Origin of the sequence: Cyanobacterium aponinum PCC 10605 (genome assembly GCF_000317675.1) — a bacterium.
Taxonomy (GTDB): domain Bacteria; phylum Cyanobacteriota; class Cyanobacteriia; order Cyanobacteriales; family Cyanobacteriaceae; genus PCC-10605.
The window spans coordinates 3,067,044-3,085,387 of record NC_019776.1; the positions used below are offsets into that span (position 1 = coordinate 3,067,044).

General features: G+C 36.0%; 15 protein-coding genes and 2 tRNA genes. 7 read left to right on the forward strand and 10 right to left on the reverse strand.

Translation table 11 applies throughout. The annotated features are described in order from the left end of the window. Window positions 1–416: 416 nt before the first annotated feature. Window positions 417–2,318, reverse strand: a complete 1,902-nt coding sequence (locus CYAN10605_RS12830; protein ID WP_015220378.1) for a cation:proton antiporter — start codon at window positions 2,316–2,318, stop codon at window positions 417–419. A 368-nt stretch (window positions 2,319–2,686) separates the two neighbouring features. Here CYAN10605_RS12830 and efp point away from each other — a divergent pair, with 368 nt between their 5' ends. After that, complete coding sequence (gene efp / locus CYAN10605_RS12835) at window positions 2,687–3,244, forward strand: elongation factor P (protein ID WP_015220379.1); 558 nt, start codon at window positions 2,687–2,689, stop codon at window positions 3,242–3,244. Between the two features lie 202 nt (window positions 3,245–3,446). Continuing rightward, entirely contained in the window at window positions 3,447–3,953 is a 507-nt protein-coding gene (accB, locus tag CYAN10605_RS12840) for an acetyl-CoA carboxylase biotin carboxyl carrier protein (protein WP_015220380.1), read from the forward strand. 307 nt (window positions 3,954–4,260) lie between these two features. Here accB and CYAN10605_RS12845 read toward each other — a convergent pair whose 3' ends face one another. Both CYAN10605_RS12845 and cbiD read right to left on the reverse strand, forming a co-directional pair. Further along, complete coding sequence (locus CYAN10605_RS12845; protein ID WP_015220381.1) at window positions 4,261–6,258, reverse strand: potassium channel family protein; 1,998 nt, start codon at window positions 6,256–6,258, stop codon at window positions 4,261–4,263. A gap of 272 nt (window positions 6,259–6,530) precedes the next feature. Next, window positions 6,531–7,610 carry a cobalt-precorrin-5B (C(1))-methyltransferase CbiD gene (gene cbiD, locus CYAN10605_RS12850; protein WP_015220382.1) on the reverse strand — a complete coding sequence of 360 codons (1,080 nt, stop codon included), beginning with the start codon at window positions 7,608–7,610 and terminating at the stop codon, window positions 6,531–6,533. Window positions 7,611–7,742: 132 nt separating this feature from the next. On the opposite strand from cbiD, the gene CYAN10605_RS12855 reads away from it, so the two are divergent. The 3 genes from CYAN10605_RS12855 to CYAN10605_RS18640 all read left to right on the forward strand — a co-directional run bounded on the left by CYAN10605_RS12855 (window position 7,743) and on the right by CYAN10605_RS18640 (window position 8,723). Then, window positions 7,743–7,827: transfer RNA gene (locus CYAN10605_RS12855), tRNA-Ser, on the forward strand. A 76-nt stretch (window positions 7,828–7,903) separates the two neighbouring features. Beyond that, complete coding sequence (locus CYAN10605_RS12860) at window positions 7,904–8,125, forward strand: hypothetical protein (protein WP_041922509.1); 222 nt, start codon at window positions 7,904–7,906, stop codon at window positions 8,123–8,125. Window positions 8,126–8,459: 334 nt separating this feature from the next. Further along, window positions 8,460–8,723: a hypothetical protein gene (locus tag CYAN10605_RS18640; protein ID WP_015220384.1), complete on the forward strand. Its 264-nt coding sequence runs from the start codon at window positions 8,460–8,462 to the stop codon at window positions 8,721–8,723. Here CYAN10605_RS18640 and CYAN10605_RS19445 read toward each other — a convergent pair. The 3 genes from CYAN10605_RS19445 to CYAN10605_RS12875 form a co-directional block, all read right to left on the reverse strand. Then, window positions 8,645–8,905 (reverse strand): nuclease-related domain-containing protein, encoded by a 261-nt coding sequence (locus tag CYAN10605_RS19445; protein ID WP_083887259.1) that lies wholly within the window; start codon window positions 8,903–8,905, stop codon window positions 8,645–8,647. The two genes, CYAN10605_RS18640 and CYAN10605_RS19445, sit on opposite strands and share 79 nt — an antisense overlap. A gap of 131 nt (window positions 8,906–9,036) precedes the next feature. Next, a complete protein-coding gene (locus tag CYAN10605_RS19170) occupies window positions 9,037–9,159 on the reverse strand; it encodes a HepT-like ribonuclease domain-containing protein (protein WP_241212766.1) in 123 nt (40 codons plus the stop codon). 182 nt (window positions 9,160–9,341) lie between these two features. Beyond that, a complete protein-coding gene (locus CYAN10605_RS12875) occupies window positions 9,342–9,695 on the reverse strand; it encodes a nucleotidyltransferase family protein (protein ID WP_015220385.1) in 354 nt (117 codons plus the stop codon). 497 nt (window positions 9,696–10,192) lie between these two features. Here CYAN10605_RS12875 and psbA point away from each other — a divergent pair, with 497 nt between their 5' ends. Beyond that, window positions 10,193–11,260 (forward strand): photosystem II q(b) protein, encoded by a 1,068-nt coding sequence (gene psbA, locus CYAN10605_RS12880; RefSeq protein ID WP_015220386.1) that lies wholly within the window; start codon window positions 10,193–10,195, stop codon window positions 11,258–11,260. Window positions 11,261–11,580: 320 nt separating this feature from the next. Here psbA and purH read toward each other — a convergent pair whose 3' ends face one another. The 4 genes from purH to CYAN10605_RS12900 all read right to left on the reverse strand — a co-directional run bounded on the left by purH (window position 11,581) and on the right by CYAN10605_RS12900 (window position 16,484). Next, complete coding sequence (gene purH / locus CYAN10605_RS12885; protein ID WP_015220387.1) at window positions 11,581–13,119, reverse strand: bifunctional phosphoribosylaminoimidazolecarboxamide formyltransferase/IMP cyclohydrolase; 1,539 nt, start codon at window positions 13,117–13,119, stop codon at window positions 11,581–11,583. A gap of 112 nt (window positions 13,120–13,231) precedes the next feature. Further along, window positions 13,232–14,461: an RNA-guided endonuclease InsQ/TnpB family protein gene (locus CYAN10605_RS12890; protein WP_015220388.1), complete on the reverse strand. Its 1,230-nt coding sequence runs from the start codon at window positions 14,459–14,461 to the stop codon at window positions 13,232–13,234. 322 nt (window positions 14,462–14,783) lie between these two features. Beyond that, window positions 14,784–15,992 carry a bifunctional rod-capping linker CpcD/ferredoxin--NADP reductase PetH gene (cpcD/petH, locus tag CYAN10605_RS12895; protein ID WP_015220389.1) on the reverse strand — a complete coding sequence of 403 codons (1,209 nt, stop codon included), beginning with the start codon at window positions 15,990–15,992 and terminating at the stop codon, window positions 14,784–14,786. A 418-nt stretch (window positions 15,993–16,410) separates the two neighbouring features. Next, window positions 16,411–16,484, reverse strand: a tRNA-Arg gene (locus CYAN10605_RS12900). Between the two features lie 322 nt (window positions 16,485–16,806). Between CYAN10605_RS12900 and purF the strand changes: the two genes are divergently transcribed. Then, complete coding sequence (gene purF, locus CYAN10605_RS12905) at window positions 16,807–18,279, forward strand: amidophosphoribosyltransferase (RefSeq protein ID WP_015220390.1); 1,473 nt, start codon at window positions 16,807–16,809, stop codon at window positions 18,277–18,279. Window positions 18,280–18,344 lie beyond the last annotated feature (65 nt).

The following is an 18,344-nucleotide window of genomic DNA, read 5'->3' on the forward strand; positions in this document are numbered from 1 at the left end:
GTTAATTGTACCGTCAAAATTAGAACTTCTCTAATAATTAAGATTTGGTTAATAAAATTCCACCTGAGTTCCTTAAGAAGGAGGCGTTAAGGTGTTGGGTTATTAACTTCATTTCGGTTTAAAAATATCCGACAAGGTTAGGTGTCAGGTGTCAGGTTGCAGGTTGCAGGTGGTAGGGAGATAAGGAGATGAGGGGAGGGGGTGAGAGGGGGAAACAAGTAATGAGTAATGAGTTAGTTAGGGGCGAATGGCCATTCGCCCGTACAGGAGTTTTTAATTCTTAATTCTTAATTTTTCCTTTGCCCCTTGCCCATTGCCCTTTGCCCTTTTCTTAAATCACCATCGATGAAAATTTATTATTTCCTGAAACCTGAAACCTCCCTTAACTTAACACATGAATAAGTGCGTAACGTCAATTAATTAACTACTTTCATCAAAGTTGCAATAGGGATTTCCTCCACTTCTGGTAATTGACTAAGACTAAAGCGAGAAGAAACCGTATTTCCTGACAGTTGTTTTAAAAGTTGAGGGCGAGAGTCGTGAAGTAAATAAATAATCTCATCATTAGGTTGCCATTCCTCCCCAGCACCAACAATTTGCAATTTGCCTTTTCTTTTCAAAAGCAGAGGTAGTAATTCCCCTGAGTTAATCAGGCTATTCAAATGTACTGTTTGTAACTCAACTTGAGGTTTGATAATGGTTTTACCTAGTTTAAATTGTCCTTCTTTGAGATATTGATTCCAATCTTTAACTGATAATTTAGAAATGAATGCTTGATTAATTTTTTGTTTATTCGTTTTGATTTTGTTTTCTTCATCATTGGGAAATACTGCGAATAATCGAGGCGGAGAAAATTCTTCTAATGCCCTTTGAGTGATCATTAAGTTAACATCTGCGTTAGTTGTTAAAGCGATAAAAGTACCAAAAGAATCTATCCCTGCTTTTTCTAATAGTTCATGATCTAATGCACTACTTTCATATACCGAGAGATTGTCTTGTTTTGCTCTCTCACAATCTTCTTTATCTGTATCAATTAAAACTACTGATTCTCCCTCAGCTTGAATTAAACTAGCAATCAATCTTCCTAAAGGATTACAACCGACAATCATTGCTCCAGAGGCTTGATCTAAAGTGATTTTCAACAATCTTGCGATCGCACCTGCTGTCAATCCCTGTAAAAAGACAGTCATCATAATAGTTAAGAATACTAAACCCTTAATGGAACTGCCACCATTAATCCCATTTTGAGTAAGTAAAATAGCAAATAAAGAAGCAACAGAAGCAGACACAATACCACGGGGTGCAACCCAAGCTAAAAAAAACTTTTGTCGCCAATTCATCCCATTACCCCAAGTACAAACCAAAATACTTAACGGGCGCACTGCAAACATTAAAATTAAAACCGTGACAACACTACCCCAACCAAGGGCAAAAATACTGGCAATAGATAAATCCGCCGCTAAAAGAATAAATAAAACGGATACCCCCAAAGTTGTTAACTGCCCTTTAAATCTCAATAACAATCTTTCTTCTGGAATCCCCGCCGCCCTTAAAACGATACCTGCGGTAACAGTTGCCATTAATCCAGACTCACTAATAATCATTTGAGAAAGTCCAAAAGTACCCCAAACTCCCGCTAAAACCACGAGATTTTTTAAATCATCACTGAGGAAGTTAGCTTTTTTTTGAAAAGTGCCTAATAACCAACCACTAATTCCTCCTAAAATCGCCCCAAAACTAAGACGCAAGAGCAAACCAGAAACAATTTCTAAAGAGTTTGCTGATTGGTTAAGAATCGTATTTAATACAACCACTGCTAAAATAGCGCCCACAGGATCAATTAGTACTCCTTCTCCTTCCAATAAAGTGGCAACTCTTTTATCCACTGTAACCTGCTTAAGTAGTGGACCGACTACCGTAGGACCTGTCACCACTACCAACGAGGCATATAAAAAGGCTATTTGCCAAGGAAATTCTGCAAACCAATGAGCCGCCATCCCTCCTCCCAGAAAGGTAATGAGAGTGCCAATAGTTACTAAATTACGGATACTTCCTGATACTTGTCCGATTTTATTTAACTCTAAATTTAAGCCCCCTTCAAATAAAATAATGGCAACGGAAAGGGCAACTAACACTTCTAATCCTGAGCCTAGTAATTCTGGATGTAGTAACTCCAAACCATCTCGACCGATCGCAATTCCGAAAATTAGCAGGAAAACAATACTAGGGATTTTAAAAAATTCCCCTAATACTTGGGCGCTAATCCCCGCTACAACGGTAATTACTATTTGTAGGGTAAGAGTAAATGATCCATCCATTATGGCAATCCTGATAGTTCGATATTTTTTTGCTTTATAAGCTCAGTAGTAAAATACTCCTATACATAGTAACTTAATTATTCGCACTTGCTTTGACTAAAAGAGGGAGACAGAGGTTGCAGGTTGCAGGTGGTAGGGTGATGAGGAGATGAGGGGAGGGGGTGAGAGGGGGAAGTAGGGGCTTAGGGTTTTGGGGTGGTAGAGTTAATTAAACACTTTTGCCTATTGCCCATTGCCTATTGCCTTGTCTTAATTACTAATTGTTACTTGTCATTAGTACCATTTTGAGAGAATATAGTTTTGGTATTTTTATAGCCAGTATGAATTAAAAATAGATAAATATTTAAAGATAAAGAGTATTAATTTTTATGATTTCTAGTAATGATTTTCGCCCCGGTGTGAGTATTGAATTGGATGGTGGTGTTTGGAGAGTTGTTGAGTTTCTCCATGTTAAGCCGGGCAAGGGTTCAGCTTTTGTGCGTACAAAATTAAAAAATGCCCAGACAGGTAGTGTTGTAGAAAAAACTTTCCGTGCAGGGGAAACTGTGCCTCAAGCAAATTTAGATAAACGTACCATGCAACACACCTATAAAGATGGAGATCAATTTGTGTTCATGGATATGGAAACCTTTGAAGAAGCAAGACTTTCAGAGGAGCAAGTGGGAGACAAAGCAAAATATATTAAAGAGGAAATGGAGGTTAATGTTCTTTTCTGGAATAATACCGTTTTAGAAGTAGAATTACCTACTTCTGTAGTATTAGAAGTTATTGAAACAGACCCCGGTGTGAAGGGTGATACCGCAACAGGTGGTTCAAAACCTGCTATTTTGGAAACTGGAGCACAAATTATGGTTCCTTTATTTATTTCTATCGGCGAAAAAGTTAAAGTAGATACTAGAAATGATAGTTATTTAGGCAGAGAGTAATTCTTAATCCTTATTAAATATTTCATTCTCAACTAAAGCAGTCAGATCAACTCCATAATATTTATTTATCAGTGTTTTATTTATAATGGTACTGATATTTGATAGGTTAAGACTGATTGCTATAAGATTAAATAAATTTATTTTTTCTGTCTTTTTTGTAATAAATTGTAAATACAACTATTAATAATATTATTATTTAACAGTGCCAATCGACTTTAATCAACTACGAGAATTTATAGAAGCGATCGCAAAAACAGATATTTCGGAATTAGCGATCAAAGAGGGTGATTTTGAGCTAACATTGCAAAAAAATTCTCCTTACAGTAACAATGCTGTCTATTCTATTGCTACCCCAGTAAGCCCTCCTCAATCTATAACCCCCGTTCAAGAAAATAATCATGCTGTGGAGGTAGATACTCCCTCAACTCCTCCTGCGGAAAAATCTTCTGCTAGTAAAAAAACAGATAATTGGTTAGCTATCACTTCCCCAATGGTTGGTACATTCTACCGCGCCCCTGCCCCGGGTGAGCCTCCTTTTGTGGAAAATGGCGATCGCATCTCTGATGGTCAAGTAGTCTGTATTATTGAGGCTATGAAGCTAATGAATGAAATTGAGGCGGAAGTTTCTGGACAAATAATGGAGATTGCGGTAGAAAATGGCGAACCTGTGGAATATGGACAAACTTTGATGTGGGTTGCCCCCAATTAAAACCCTCGTTTTTCGGCAAAAATATCGGGTAAGAGCAGGTTTCAGGTTTCAGGTTTCAGGTGGCAGGTTTGACAGTTTGGTTTTTTGAATATTGACTCATTAGTTATTTATAAACTGGTTTGCATTTAAGTTTTCTGGTTAAGGCAGGGAATGAGAAAGGGTCAATAGCCACTCTTACAGGAGTTTGAGCTATTTAAAAAAAACTAAGAAAATCAATTTATTTACTATTTTTGTCAAATTCTATTAATTTTAATTCTGAAATCAAGCGATTAGAAAGTTTTTAAAAAGTGTTTAGGTGTATGAAAGTCTATCTAACTCTTACCAAATGGCTTTGAATTTGATTCTGGTGTAATATTTTTTTCAGTCTTACTGCCTGATGGTGATACATTTTTACTGGTAAAATACAAGGAATATTATCCATAACTTCCCTCGCTATTTTTAAAGAACATCCTGAAATACGTGCGATCGCACTTGTACCATCAAAAATAGTCATCTTCGACTTAGCGGACAAAATTTCTAACTGCCATTGTCTTAAATGAGGTTTGCCTAATTCTATGGCTTTTAACCCTTCAATGGTAGCTAAAACAATCAATAAATCTCCCACTGCTAAACGTATATCATCAGAAGGTAAAGTAACGCTAGAGGCATCGAGATGACTTTGATAGATGACAGGAATCACTCCATAACCATAGGCAACTTCGGATAACAGTAAACCTTGTAAAGTGTCATTCGCTTCAATGTGATATTGAGTAACCAAAATCGTTTGCCGTTGTAAACGAGATAAACCGAGGATATTTTCTCCAAAAGCCGCTCCCGTAAAAGCCTCCGCCGCCGCTATGTAGGGATCAATTATAGTAGCATGAGGTAGCAGTTGACCTAGATTTTCCGTTAAAGTATCTCCATTAGTACGAATAACTAACTGACAGTTAGGATTAATTTTTTGACTCAGTAAGGCAATTTCAATATTGATAATGTCATCATCGGTGACAATTACCATACTTTTAGCTTTTTCTAAATAGGCTAGTTTGAGACTATCATTTAAATTATGACCAGAGATTAAAGGGATTGTTAAAGCAGTAGATATATCTGTAATAGAATTAAGAGTTATTGCTAATACAGGTTTTTTCAACTCCTGTAGTTTTTCCGCTATTTTCTGCCCCAATCTGCCAAAACCAACTATGATGATATGATTTTCTTTTGGTATGGGAGGACGTTTACTATTAAACTGAAATTTAGAAGACAATAAAGCCTCTGTCAACAAAGCATATAAAACCCCCACAAAAGCAGTGCCAGTTAGAGTTAAAAGAAGACTAAATAATTCTAACCATGAAGGTAAATTAGATAAAGGCTCAAAAGGAGAGAATAAGTCAGCATAACCCCCTAATAACAATATTGCTGTGACATAAAATGCGGAAGTAAAACTAATGGATGGATAGTAAAAATGGAAAAGTATTGTCCCAATAATTAATAATAAAAAAACAACTAATGTACATACCAAAGCAACTCTTCTAATTTGTTGTTTACGATTCAACTGCCAAAATTCTTTCAGATAGCGATTAAATCGATGTTGAATATGGGTTATGTATTGAATAATATTTTGAAATAATTTTCTTTGGGATGAATTGTTGTTATAACCCTTTGTCATTAAGTAGTTATCTTCGGTTTCCACATAAACGATGGTATCTTGGGGTTGCAACTTAGCTTCAGGATTCCATTGATAGAAATTAACCTCTGTGTCAGGAAAATTATGACGATAATGGGTAATAATACGACGGTGACGGGTATTTAATTCTTCAAGGGATTTGTAACTATACCAAGGGTGATGAGAAGGCATTTGTAAACGATTAATTCTCATTTTGCCCCCTTCTAAGTCTAAAAAGCCGATAGTGTCTTTTCCTAATGCGGATAAGGCGTAGGCGTTTGCTGGTAAGTGTTTAGGTTCGTAAGCAACAAAGTTACCTAATTGATTACTTAATAAATAGTTGAGATTTTCTCGATCGCTCCTTACAATTAAACGAGTATGGGGATTCAATGCACGAATTGCGATGGCAGTTTCAATATTAACTTTTTCAATAGTTGTGACAATTAAAGCCGCTCGAATTTTACTAATAGGAGTTTGTAAGAGAATATTCTGTTGACTACAATCACCAATAATTAATTCATCCAAAGATTCGTGCAAATTTTTCACTTCCCAATCAGAGGGAGGATTTTTTTCAATGGCAATTACTTTCACGCCAAATTTTTTTAAGGCGATTACGCAATGTTGTCCTAAATATCCCAATCCACAGACTAAAAAGTAGTCCATACAAATTCAGTCAATCATTAAGTTAGGGGTTGATGAAAAGATGATGTCAGGTTGCAGGTGTTAGGGAGTTCAGAGTTATTAATTAAATCAGTTCGGGTTAAGGCAATTTTATTCTTATTTTTAAGAAGCTATAAGGTTTTCTGACTACGAGTTGGGATGCTTTCAGCTTATCCAAAACTAGCTTATCCAAAACTCAGGTTATTTAATTTTAAATAGGGATGATTAAGGATAGATTAAGCGAACTCAGATAAGATGATTATCGTTTTACTCACTTATTGATATTTTGCAATAATATTTCTTTGACGATTAAATAAAATAACTCCTATCTTAACAGGAAAATCACTATGATTAAGAATATATTTTTCTGAATTTTTAGCTATTTTTTCAGCTATATAATTATATATTTTTTCAGTCCAGTTACTATTATTATTTCTATCAAATTCTCGCAAAATTTCTAATGCTGATTCAGTAGTTTTTGCTGTGAATAATAATCGACAAACATCTTGATTTAACCCCAAAAAAGATGCGATCGCAGTTAAAATTTCTAGTCTTCCATCGGCTAAATGATGATGAGTATGAAAAATATTACCGGCTAATTTGATTAACTTACCATGATAACCAAGAAGAATAATTGATTTAACTTTTGCATGAGAAGCCGTAACTAACATTGAACCTAACCAGTTAGCAGTCTTAACTAATTGAGAAGGATTAAAACCTAATTTAACCGCTAAATCCAAACCATTTTCTCCAATACAAAATATCAATTGATCATGATTTTTACTCTTATTAATTAACTCCTCTTGATATAATTCTAACTGTTCCTTGCTCGTCAAAGGTTGAGAAATTCCACTTGTACCCAACAAAGACAACCCTTCTATTACCCCAAAAGCAGAATTAGAAGTCTTTTCTGCGAGTTTTTTTCCTTCAGGTAAAATAATTTTTACTTCAACTAAAGAATGATTTTTAAGATTATTTAAAATGTTAAATTCTAGTAGTTTGTGAGCATAATTATAAATAGCAGATTTTCCCCCTAAATCAATAATTTTTCCCACCCCTTCTCCTCCTTCAATGATAATTTTTGTTTCTTGACTAGGAGTTAGGGTAACTAAACCCCAAATAGGAGTATTGCGAGTTATATCCAGATTTGTACCCGGTTGAGATCTCGTAATTGCTAATACTTGATTACTACTAATTTTAGCGATTTGCTCAATAGGAATAATGGCTTTTTCTGGTGGATTAATTAAATCAATTTCTACAGAATTATCCTCCAAATTATTATCTAAATATCTAATACCTGCCACTGCTGAGGCTGTGGCAAATACAGGTAATGTATAACCAAAACTACTGAGCATCTAATCAATAAATGTAAATCACAAAAAATATAGAATATATATTAACATCTAGTGTCTAGGCTTTAAGGGGATATTCCAAGATTTTACCCTTATGTCTAATTATTATGTTATAATGTATAATGGCTATCTTTTGGAGAGGTGGCAGAGTGGTCGATCGCGCTCGACTTGAAATCGAGTGACTGGAAACAGTCCGTGGGTTCAAATCCCACCCTCTCCGTTATCTTAATTAATACAACCTAAGTTCGATTGTACAGTAACAAATTATTTGTCATCGGTAATAGATTAGTGTCGTTATGACAAATTTAGTACAAAAAATCCTCAATGATTTGAGGGAAAAAGAGCCATCATTCACCGATGCGGACTTTAAGAAGCCTTTTATGGTAATTGCTCATGATGGTATTGTTGAGTTATTGCCTTATCAACGGAAAGATGCGATCAAACTTCTGGAGGAAGGAAAGTTGATCGTGCCTTTGTGGATTGATCAGATTCATTCTAAGTTAAAAGCAGTTTTATAGCATGAGAATTAATGTAAATAAAATAGATTAATAAAGACTGATAATCTAATGAGTAAAAAATTTTTTAAAGAAAAAATAAAAAATACGGAAACTTTTGAAAGAGCTTATTTATCTGCTATTTTTTTATAGAATAAAACAAGACTCATTTTGTAATTTTATTGAGATAGATTTTTATAGACAAAATAAAGAACAATTAAGGAAGGAAGTTGAATTAATTTTTGATAAACCAGAAACATATAAAGCAGATACTGCATTTTCATTTTATTTGCCAAAATCCGATATGTTCTTAAGAAGAATGATTTATGTTCCTTTTAAAGACTTAGTTGTTAAGTAGATGTTTATAATTGTTCTTGCAGAATTATTAGATTTTACATTAATAGAAAGATATTTTTCCTATCGTTTACAAACAGAAACAGAAATAAAAATAAGCGAAAATAATAACTTTTCTAGTGTACTTTATAAACCTTATTTTGATTGTTATCAAGAATTTAACAACTGGCAATTAGAACAGGTTGAAAGTCAAAAAAAATCTAAAAATTTAAACTTAATATCTTTTGCTTGTTCAAAGGGGGATATTTTGAGTCTTTTCTCATTTTGATACCAAATTTTATTAAAATGATCATATCTAATTTGTCCACCTTTAACTTCTAATATCAATATTCCCTTTTTGGGATGAATAATAATAAAATCAGCTTCTCTGTCTTGAACCACATATTTTATGTGTTGCCACCATGTGCCATGAAAAACGATGTATTCATCACTTAAGTGTTTATGAAAAATGTCAAATAGTTTTTTTCCGCATAACTTTTTATTATTGAGGGAAAGTTTCTAGGGATCATTTGAGCCATGATTAATATATTTTTTTGATATTGATTTAATAGTAATAAGTGTTTTTATTTAACTTTATGATTTTAATTCTCTAATTTATCAATAGATTCAACTAGAGCTAACAATTCAGGTATATTAGATTGAGTCACTTCCCATAAAATTTGAACATCAACTTCTTTATATTCATGGACAACACGATTACGCATTCCCCGAATCGCATTAAAGGGAATTTGAGGATATTTAGCAATAAAATACGGGGGATAAAGCCTATTGCCCAGATGTAAGACGTGGTAGAGGAGGACGTAAGAAATCCACTACACCGCTATCTGTTGGGTAGGAAGCCCACACCGTAATCTTCGATTCGGTCTTGGGTAGTTCACTAATCAAATTACAGGCTTTTATTAAATCTAAGATTGCTTCCCGATTTCTGTTCATAGATTATTTGAGAATTGTTTAAAATATTGTTTTTTCTGATCCAGTTATGGCTATTTTCGATCGATCTTTTTGTCACCACATCAACGGCACGATTAAATAATAAACTGAATTGATGTTCAATGGTATCGAGATCGAAAAAGGTAATTTTGGCATCTTCCGCAAAGGTGACTAATAAATCTATATCACTATTTTGATTAAAGTCATCTCTTAAAACCGAACCAAATAAGGCTAATTCGACAATTTGCCATTGTTGACATATCCTATTAACGTAAGTCCTATCGGTATTTAATCGTTGATAGATGTCCATAGCTTAAATATCAAAACTTTCTACATCGGGTATATTTTCCAAGTTACCATAAAGAAAGTCCTCTCTTTCTGAATCACTACCATAGTCATTTAAGAAGCAGAAAGCAATCCAGATTCCCAACGTTGAAAGTCAGTTTGCTTTCCATACGGACATTAAGGCGTTGATTATAGTTAGTCACAGTATAGCCGACATTTTAAAAACCATATGGTTTTATACTAATTTTAGACATCTAATTTGTTAATCTTACTTAATGTGCGATCGCATCTCGTTTTAGAGTGGGGACAAGTTATGATTTTGATGTATAAAGATTTGAAGAGTCTTATTTTAAAGTGACACTCATTTGTTATTACGTCATTTAATTTGTCACTGTACATTTCTTGAGAAAAAAAATTCATTCTCTACTTGACAACCATATCGCTATTTAGTAATATAAAGACATGGTGATAAATGAATCATCTAATTTGTACCGAGACAATTAAATAAGAAATCATAAACACATGACAACAACGATACAAAGCCAACAATTATCTGTTTGGGAGCAGTTTTGTCAGTGGGTCACATCTACCAACAATCGCTTATATATCGGTTGGTTTGGAGTTTTAATGATCCCTACTCTTTTGACTGCAACCACCTGTTTTATCATCGCTTTTATTGCCGCTCCTCCAGTGGATATTGATGGTATCCGTGAACCTGTGGCTGGTGCATTACTATATGGTAATAATATTATTACTGCTTCTGTTGTACCTAGCTCAAATGCGATCGGACTTCATTTTTATCCTATTTGGGAAGCCGCAACTCTTGATGAATGGTTATATAATGGTGGCCCTTACCAGTTGATTATTTTCCACTTCCTCATTGGAATTTACTGCTATATGGGCAGACAGTGGGAATTATCTTACCGTTTAGGAATGCGTCCTTGGATTTGTGTGGCATACTCGGCACCTGTTTCTGCGGCTACTGCTGTTTTGTTAGTTTACTCCATCGGACAAGGCTCTTTCTCTGATGGCTTACCTTTAGGTATCAGTGGCACATTTAATTTTATGTTTGTGCTTCAAGCTGAACACAATGTATTGATGCACCCCTTCCATATGTTGGGAGTTGCAGGGGTATTTGGAGGAGCGTTATTTTCCGCTATGCACGGAAGTTTAGTTACCTCCTCTCTAGTCAGAGAAACCACTGAAACTGAATCTCAAAACAGTGGTTACAAATTTGGTCAAGAAGAAGAAACTTACAATATTGTCGCCGCTCACGGTTATTTTGGCAGATTGATTTTCCAATATGCTTCTTTTAACAATAGTCGTGCCTTACACTTTTTCCTCGGTGCTTGGCCTGTAATTGGTATCTGGTTTGCCGCCCTAGCCGTTTGTTGTTTTGCTTTTAACCTTAACGGCTTCAATTTTAATCATTCTATCCTTGATAGCAATGGTCATGTAATCAAAAGTTGGGCTGATGTGATTAACTACGCTAATATCGGCATCGAAGTAATGCACGAACGTAATGTTCACAACTTCCCCTTAGATTTAGCTGGTGCAGAACCCATTTCTGCTCCCATTATCAACGGATAACTTCATCTAACTTGATTCTCTAATACCATAATTTCTGCAAGTACCTTCTAATTTTTTAGGGGGTACTTTTTTGTATTTGGTCTTAAAGGGCAAAGGGCAAATCCCCCTTTATCCCCGGAAGGCAAGGGTAAATAGTTGATAATTAATAACTTCAGTACGGGCGAATGGCCATTCGCCCCTAACTAACTCCTAACTCATTACTTGTTTCTCTCTAACACCCCAATACCCAAAACCGTAAGGGTTGAATATATTAAACCTTTACCACCTGCAACTTGAAATCTGACACCTCTTTCCTAACTCCAAACTCAAATAAAATGTGTTTAATGTAAAAAGTGGCGTACCCCTGTAAATACCATCACTAAACCTAATTCGTTAGCCGCTTTAATGGAATCTTCATCTCGAATAGAACCTCCGGGCTGAATAATGGCTTTAATTCCAGCTTCACCACAGGTACGGACAGAGTCATCAAAAGGGAAAAAGGCATCACTAGCTAAATAAGCTCCTTGTGCTTGATTCTGAGCTTGTTCTAGGGCAATTTTAACAGACCCTACACGGTTCATTTGCCCTGCTCCAATTCCTAGAGTAGTACAATTTTTTGTAATTGCGATCGCATTTGATTTAACGTGTTTAACCACTTTCCACGCAAATAATAGTTCTTTTAAATCTTCTTGGGTGGGTTGTTTTTCTGTCACTACTTGCCATGACTCAGGTAATTCAATACTTAAATCATTTTCCTGTATCAGAAAACCTCCTGCGATCGCTTTTATGTTATCCTGACTACCAGAGTTTAGATCGGATAATAATAATACTCGCAAATTAGATTTTTTCCCTAAAATTGCCTTAGCCTCATCAGTGCAATCAGGAGCAACAATACATTCTAAAAAGATTTTACTCATTGCCGTTGCTGTAGGGGCATCAATAGGTTGATTTAAAGCGACAATTCCCCCAAAAGCAGAAACAGAATCAGCATTATAGGCTTTATTATAAGCAGTAGCCAAAGTCTCACCCGTTGCTACACCACAGGGATTAGTATGCTTGATCACTACTGCAGTAGGAGTATCAGAAGGAAACTCACAAATAATTCTTCTCGCCGCCTCTAAATCCACAAGATTGTTATAACTTAATTCCTTGCCTTGTAATTGTTGTGCACTAGCCCATCCCGTTGCTTCATTTCCACTTTGATACCAACTGGCTTTTTGATGAGGATTTTCTCCGTAGCGAAGGGTTGTAATTTTATTTCCACCAATACCATAATAGTTTGCTGATTCTGGGTTAACTTGGGCAAAATAGCGACAAATTGCCTGATCATAAGCCGCAGTCATGGCAAAGGCTTCCATAGCTCGTTTTTGCCTAAACTCAAGGGTGGTTTTACCTTTATTCTCCCTTAACTGTTGCAAGTATTCATCATAACTGGCAGGATTACTTAAAATAGTAACATGATGATAATTTTTTGCACTAGCTCTTACCATAGCAGGACCCCCTATATCGATTTGTTCGATCGCATCTGCTAAAGTACAGTTATCCTGAGCAATAGTTTTTTCAAAAGGATATAAATTAACAACAACCACATCAAAAGCAGTAATATTATTAGCCTTTAAATCTTCCTGATGAGATTCCAAATCTAAATTAGCCAAAATACCACCGTGAATACGAGGATGTAGAGTTTTTACTCTTCCTCCTAAAATTTCTGGAGCTCCAGTATAGTCACTTACCTTAGTTACAGGAATTCCAGCAGATTGTAAAGTTTTTGCTGTCCCGCCACTACTAACAATTTGAAAATCAAACTCTTCTACTAATTTTTGTCCTAACTCAACAATACCACTTTTATCAGAAACACTTAATAAGGCTAAACCTTTCATTATCTATAATATTTACTGTACAACTTGTCAAACAATATTATACTCGTATCTTGTACTTACAGATTCAAATCATTGACACTCCCCCGTCAAGCTACTCTGTGAGCGGGGGATTCTAGCTTCGCAGATTCGTAGCTAGACGAGTAAACTCGCCCCCGCCTCGACCATCTCCACTAGCCTTTTCTTGGACGGACTGCCCGACCGCCACTAAATCTAAACCACGATTCCTAATTACTAAAGCAGAAGCATGATCTCGCCCTGTAATGTAACCACACTCAGGACATTGGTGTACTCGTTCTTTTAAGTCTTTCTTCCCTGTTCTCGCACCACATTCAGGACACCCTTGACTTGTGTAACGGTGATCTACTTTGCACAAATAAGTATCCGTTCGGAAACAAACCCATTCCAAAATGTCAATAAACTGTCCAAAACCAAAATCAGCACTAGATTTTGACAAGAATGACCTTTGCCACATTCGGAAATTTATATCCTCAACAAATATCATCCCTGCATCCTTTACCAAGTGGTGGGAGAGTTTGAAATGGTAATCTTTACGATGGGAAGTAGTCTTAAAATGTAACCGAGCAATACGTTTTTGTAACTTTTTCCATCCACAAGACCCTTTCTGTTTCTTTTTCAGCATTCTTTGTAGTCTTTTCAACTCCCGTAAATACTTATTTAAGAACCTAGGTCTAGGGATGGATTCATTGTCTGATGTCACCACAGCGCAGATAAAGCCGATGTCCAAACCTTTAGGATGTCCATGAGGGATTGGCTGGGGAATATCCACATCTGACTGCAAGGACAATATGACAAAATACCCTGTCGCTTTTCTCACTATCCGAGCTTGTTTTACCAAGAAACCATCGGGAATGGGGCGAGATTGTCTAAATTTAACCCAACCTAATTGGGGTAACTTAATTTGATTTCCTTTAATGCAATTCTTTAGCATTTGAGGGAAAACGAAAGATCTCATGCGATTAAGATTCTTGAATCGGGGAAAACCTAGATTTTTCTTTTCACGATCCGCAAAAGCACGTTCTAGGGTCCTTAATACCTGTTGTTCAACCTGAGCATTGACGTCCGCAATCTTTTTGTTTTGCTTCCTGGCTAAAGTCAAGGATTTTGCTTGTTCATTGTAATTAGGATATTTTGTCTCAGGTGACAAAATATACTCCTGTTGAATGGAGCAAGCGTTTACAGGTGATTTTCGTGACCGCATCCAGTCGATTCTTTCCAAGAGCGCAAAATTCCAGATGGAGCGACACACATCTAGCGTGTGTTCTATTTGCTCGATCTGGAATTTACTTGGTTTGAGTTTATACTCGTAGGAAAGATTCAACATTTGGGAAACAATTTACCTTTTCTAACATCTTAAGTTATCTACAAAACTTGTGTCAAAATGTAGATGTCGCTCCATTTTTCTGTTGGTCAAAATTCATCCCCCGTTCATTTCAAGGGTATTTTTTCGGGAGAAATTGAACGGGAGTCCTCTTTTGACATCTAAGATAGATTTCAAAAGGGCAATCAATTTGAGTTCAGAGTTTAAGATAAAAAAGAAATTCCCCCTAAGGGTTGAATATATTCAACCCCTAACACCCTACTAGACACCTGATACCTTATCTCCCTAACACCTAAACCATAAACCATTAAGACTAAGTTACAATTTAGTAAACCTCAACGTGCCAACGCTCTTCTTTCTTCATCTGTTTGCGTAAATCATCCCAATTCATACCTCTTTTCTCTGCTTCAGCAGTAAAGGTTTCAGAAATAGGAGGCTCCATACCCTTCAAACCACACATATAAACATGGGTATTGGGTTTTTGGATTAACTCAAACAATTCGTCAGCATATTCGCTTACACGGCTTTGAACATACATTTTGCCACCGTCTGCAGTTTGTTGTTCACGGCTAATAGCATAGGTTAAACGGAAGTTTTCAGAATAATCCGCCGCCATTTTCTCTAAATCATCTTTGTAAAGAATGTTTTGAGTGTAAGGAATACCGAAAATTAACCAAGCTAAACCTTTAAATTGGTAATCTGGGTTTAATTCTCTTTCCTTGAACATACGCCATAAAAATGCACGGAAGGGAGCGATACCAGTACCAGTTGCTAACATAATGATAGTTGCATCCTCATCATCGGGCAATAACATTTCTTTCCCTACAGGACCTGTAATCGCAACATCTGCACCAACTTCTAAATTACAAAGATAAGAAGAACAAACACCATATACGGTTTCTCCCTCATCATTTTGGTATTCTAATTGACGCACACACAAAGAAACTGTTTTATCATCTCTGTTGTCACCGTGACGAGTAGAAGCAATGGAATAAAGACGTAATTTATGGGGTTTACCATTATCATCCTCTCCAGGGGGGATAATGCCAATACTTTGACCTTCTAAATAGTGTAAATCACCAGCAGAAAGATCGAAGGTTAAATGACGCACAGTACCACTACCGCCTTCTGCTACTAACTCGTAATTTTCTAAACATTTACCGACATAGGGATTTTTAGGACGATAAATATTAACGGGAACTTTTACTTCTTTTTTTTCTTTTTTTGCTTTGGGTTCGCTTTGAGTCATGGGTTGTGTTTCAGTAGTTGTACTAGAACCTTGACTCGGAGATTGAACGGGAGTTAGACCATCAATGGGAGTAATGTTAATAATCTTACCCCCAAGGCGGTTAATCCGATTCATTTCCTGATTCATCCTAGCGTAGGGTACAGCAATAAATACACTGCCACTTTTACGAATAGGATAGTCTAATGTATTGCTTTCCTGTTGAGAAACTCCCACTACTTCAAAGAGAAAGCGACGATTCTCATTAACAGAACTAGCAAAGGTTTTAATGTTGTTAAAGGTTCTCATTTAATCCTTAATATACTCCTGATTTTATGAAATTAAAGTAAAGTTTGTCTTAAATCAATAATGATGTCAACTTTTCCACACATCAACATTTTTATTTCGATAGAATCGAGTCAATAATCACTATCAACTTATTGTTAATCTTACATGAAAAAGACTCAGAACTAAAGCCTGTATATCTTAAACTCTGTTCGATATAAAATTTTTGGGTTGTCTTTTCAAGAAGAGAAAAAAAGACAAAGTTTAAAGTCCTAAATATTAGTTCGAGTGATTAACATACAAGAATCAAAAAATTTGAAAATTACAAAGGCTTACGGAGTTTGACAAAAGAAAGAGTATTGATTCAAGTTTGAGTAAGATAGTAAGCTCTAATCTTTTAGAGTTAACTGTTATGATTTTGGAGCTATCTATAATTTATTTACGGGCGTGGAGGGACTCGAACCCCCGACCTGCTGATCCGTAGTCAGCCGCTCTAATCCACTAAGCTACACACCCAGCTAATTGACACTTATCTATCATAACTGATCAGATTTAAAAAAGCAAGAGAAATTTTCAAAATAGTTGTTAATTTCTTTCCCCATTTACTCAATATTTCTACTGGAGAAGATAATACATACACATGAATAACCTTCTACATCCAGAGCTATGACTAATGAGTTCTCTTAATAATACTATTTGATGGGAAAAAAGGGAGATAATACTATTGTTTAAGGATTGGTTAAAAAAAAAGACAAATAGCCCGAAAATTCTGTTAAGATCTACCTTGTGCAATGTCAAAATCATCAACTGATCAGGTAGAGAGAAATCAGGTCAAAATATGAAGGATAATCAACATAATTCATCAGTAAACGAGCATTCTATTTTGTATGGGGATAAGCCAGAAGAAGCCTGTGGGGTTTTTGGGGTTTACGCACCAGAAGAAACCGTTGCCAAATTAGCTTACTTTGGTTTATATGCCCTTCAACATCGGGGACAGGAATCAGCAGGAATTGCTACTTTTGATAATGGTTCTTGTTATTCTTACAAGGATATGGGCTTGGTTTCCCAAGTATTTAACGAGTCTATTTTAGCAAATTTACAAGGTCAGATTGCTGTTGGTCATACCCGTTACTCTACCACTGGATCAAGTTTGAAAGTCAATGCACAACCTGCTGTTGTTGATACCCGTTTAGGAAAGTTAGCCCTCGCCCATAATGGTAACTTAGTTAATACTTTAGAATTGAGGCAAGAACTCGATCGCCGCAATGGTCAATACGTTTCTACTACTGATTCAGAAATGATTGCGATTATGATTGGGAAAGAGGTGGACACGGGTAAAGATTGGATTGAGGCAGCTATTAGTTCTTTTAAGTGGTGTCAGGGTGCTTACAGTTTAGTAATTGGTACGCCTGATGGTATAATTGGAGCAAGAGATCCCCATGGCGTTCGTCCTTTAGTAATTGGTACTATCCGTCAAGAAAATAATATTAATCGCTACGTTTTGGCTTCTGAAACCTGTGCTTTAGATATTATCGGAGCGGAGTATATTCGAGATGTTGAACCGGGTGAATTAGTCTGGATTGATGATAATGGTTTGACCTCTAAAAAGTGGACTGAGGCTTCCAATCCTAAGCTATGCGTATTTGAAATGATTTATTTTGCCCGTCCTGACAGTATTATGGGTCATGATAGTTTATATGCTTATCGTCTCAGACTGGGAGAACAGTTAGCAAAAGAGTCTTTGACGGATGCAGATATTGTTATGGGTGTACCTGATTCTGGTATTCCTGCGGCCATTGGTTATTCTCGTCATTCGGGCATTACTTATCAAGAAGGTTTAATTAAAAATCGTTATGTGGGAAGAACTTTTATTCAACCTACTCAACATATGCGTGAACACGGTATCCGCATGAAACTAAACCCCCTTAAGGATGTTTTAGAAGGAAAACGAGTTATTATTATTGATGATTCTATTGTGAGGGGTACAACTAGCCGCAAAATTGTTCGTGCCTTAAGAGATGCAGGTGCGATCGAAGTTCACATGAAAATCTCATCTCCTCCCGTTACTCATCCTTGTTTTTATGGTATTGACACGGATAGTCAAGATCATCTCATTGCCGCTACTAAGAGCGTAGAAGAAATTGCCCGTCAAATAGAGGTAGATTCTTTAACTTATCTCTCAGAGGAAGGAATGTTAAAGGTTACATCTCAAAATCCTCAGAGTTTCTGTACTGCTTGTTTTAATGGCAATTACCCCATTGAGATCCCAGAGAATATTAAACGTTCTAAGTTAATGTTGGAAACTGTTTAATTATTAGTAAGTAGGAGATATTTTAAAGAGGAATTGGGAAAAAAGAACAAGGGGCAATCATTTGA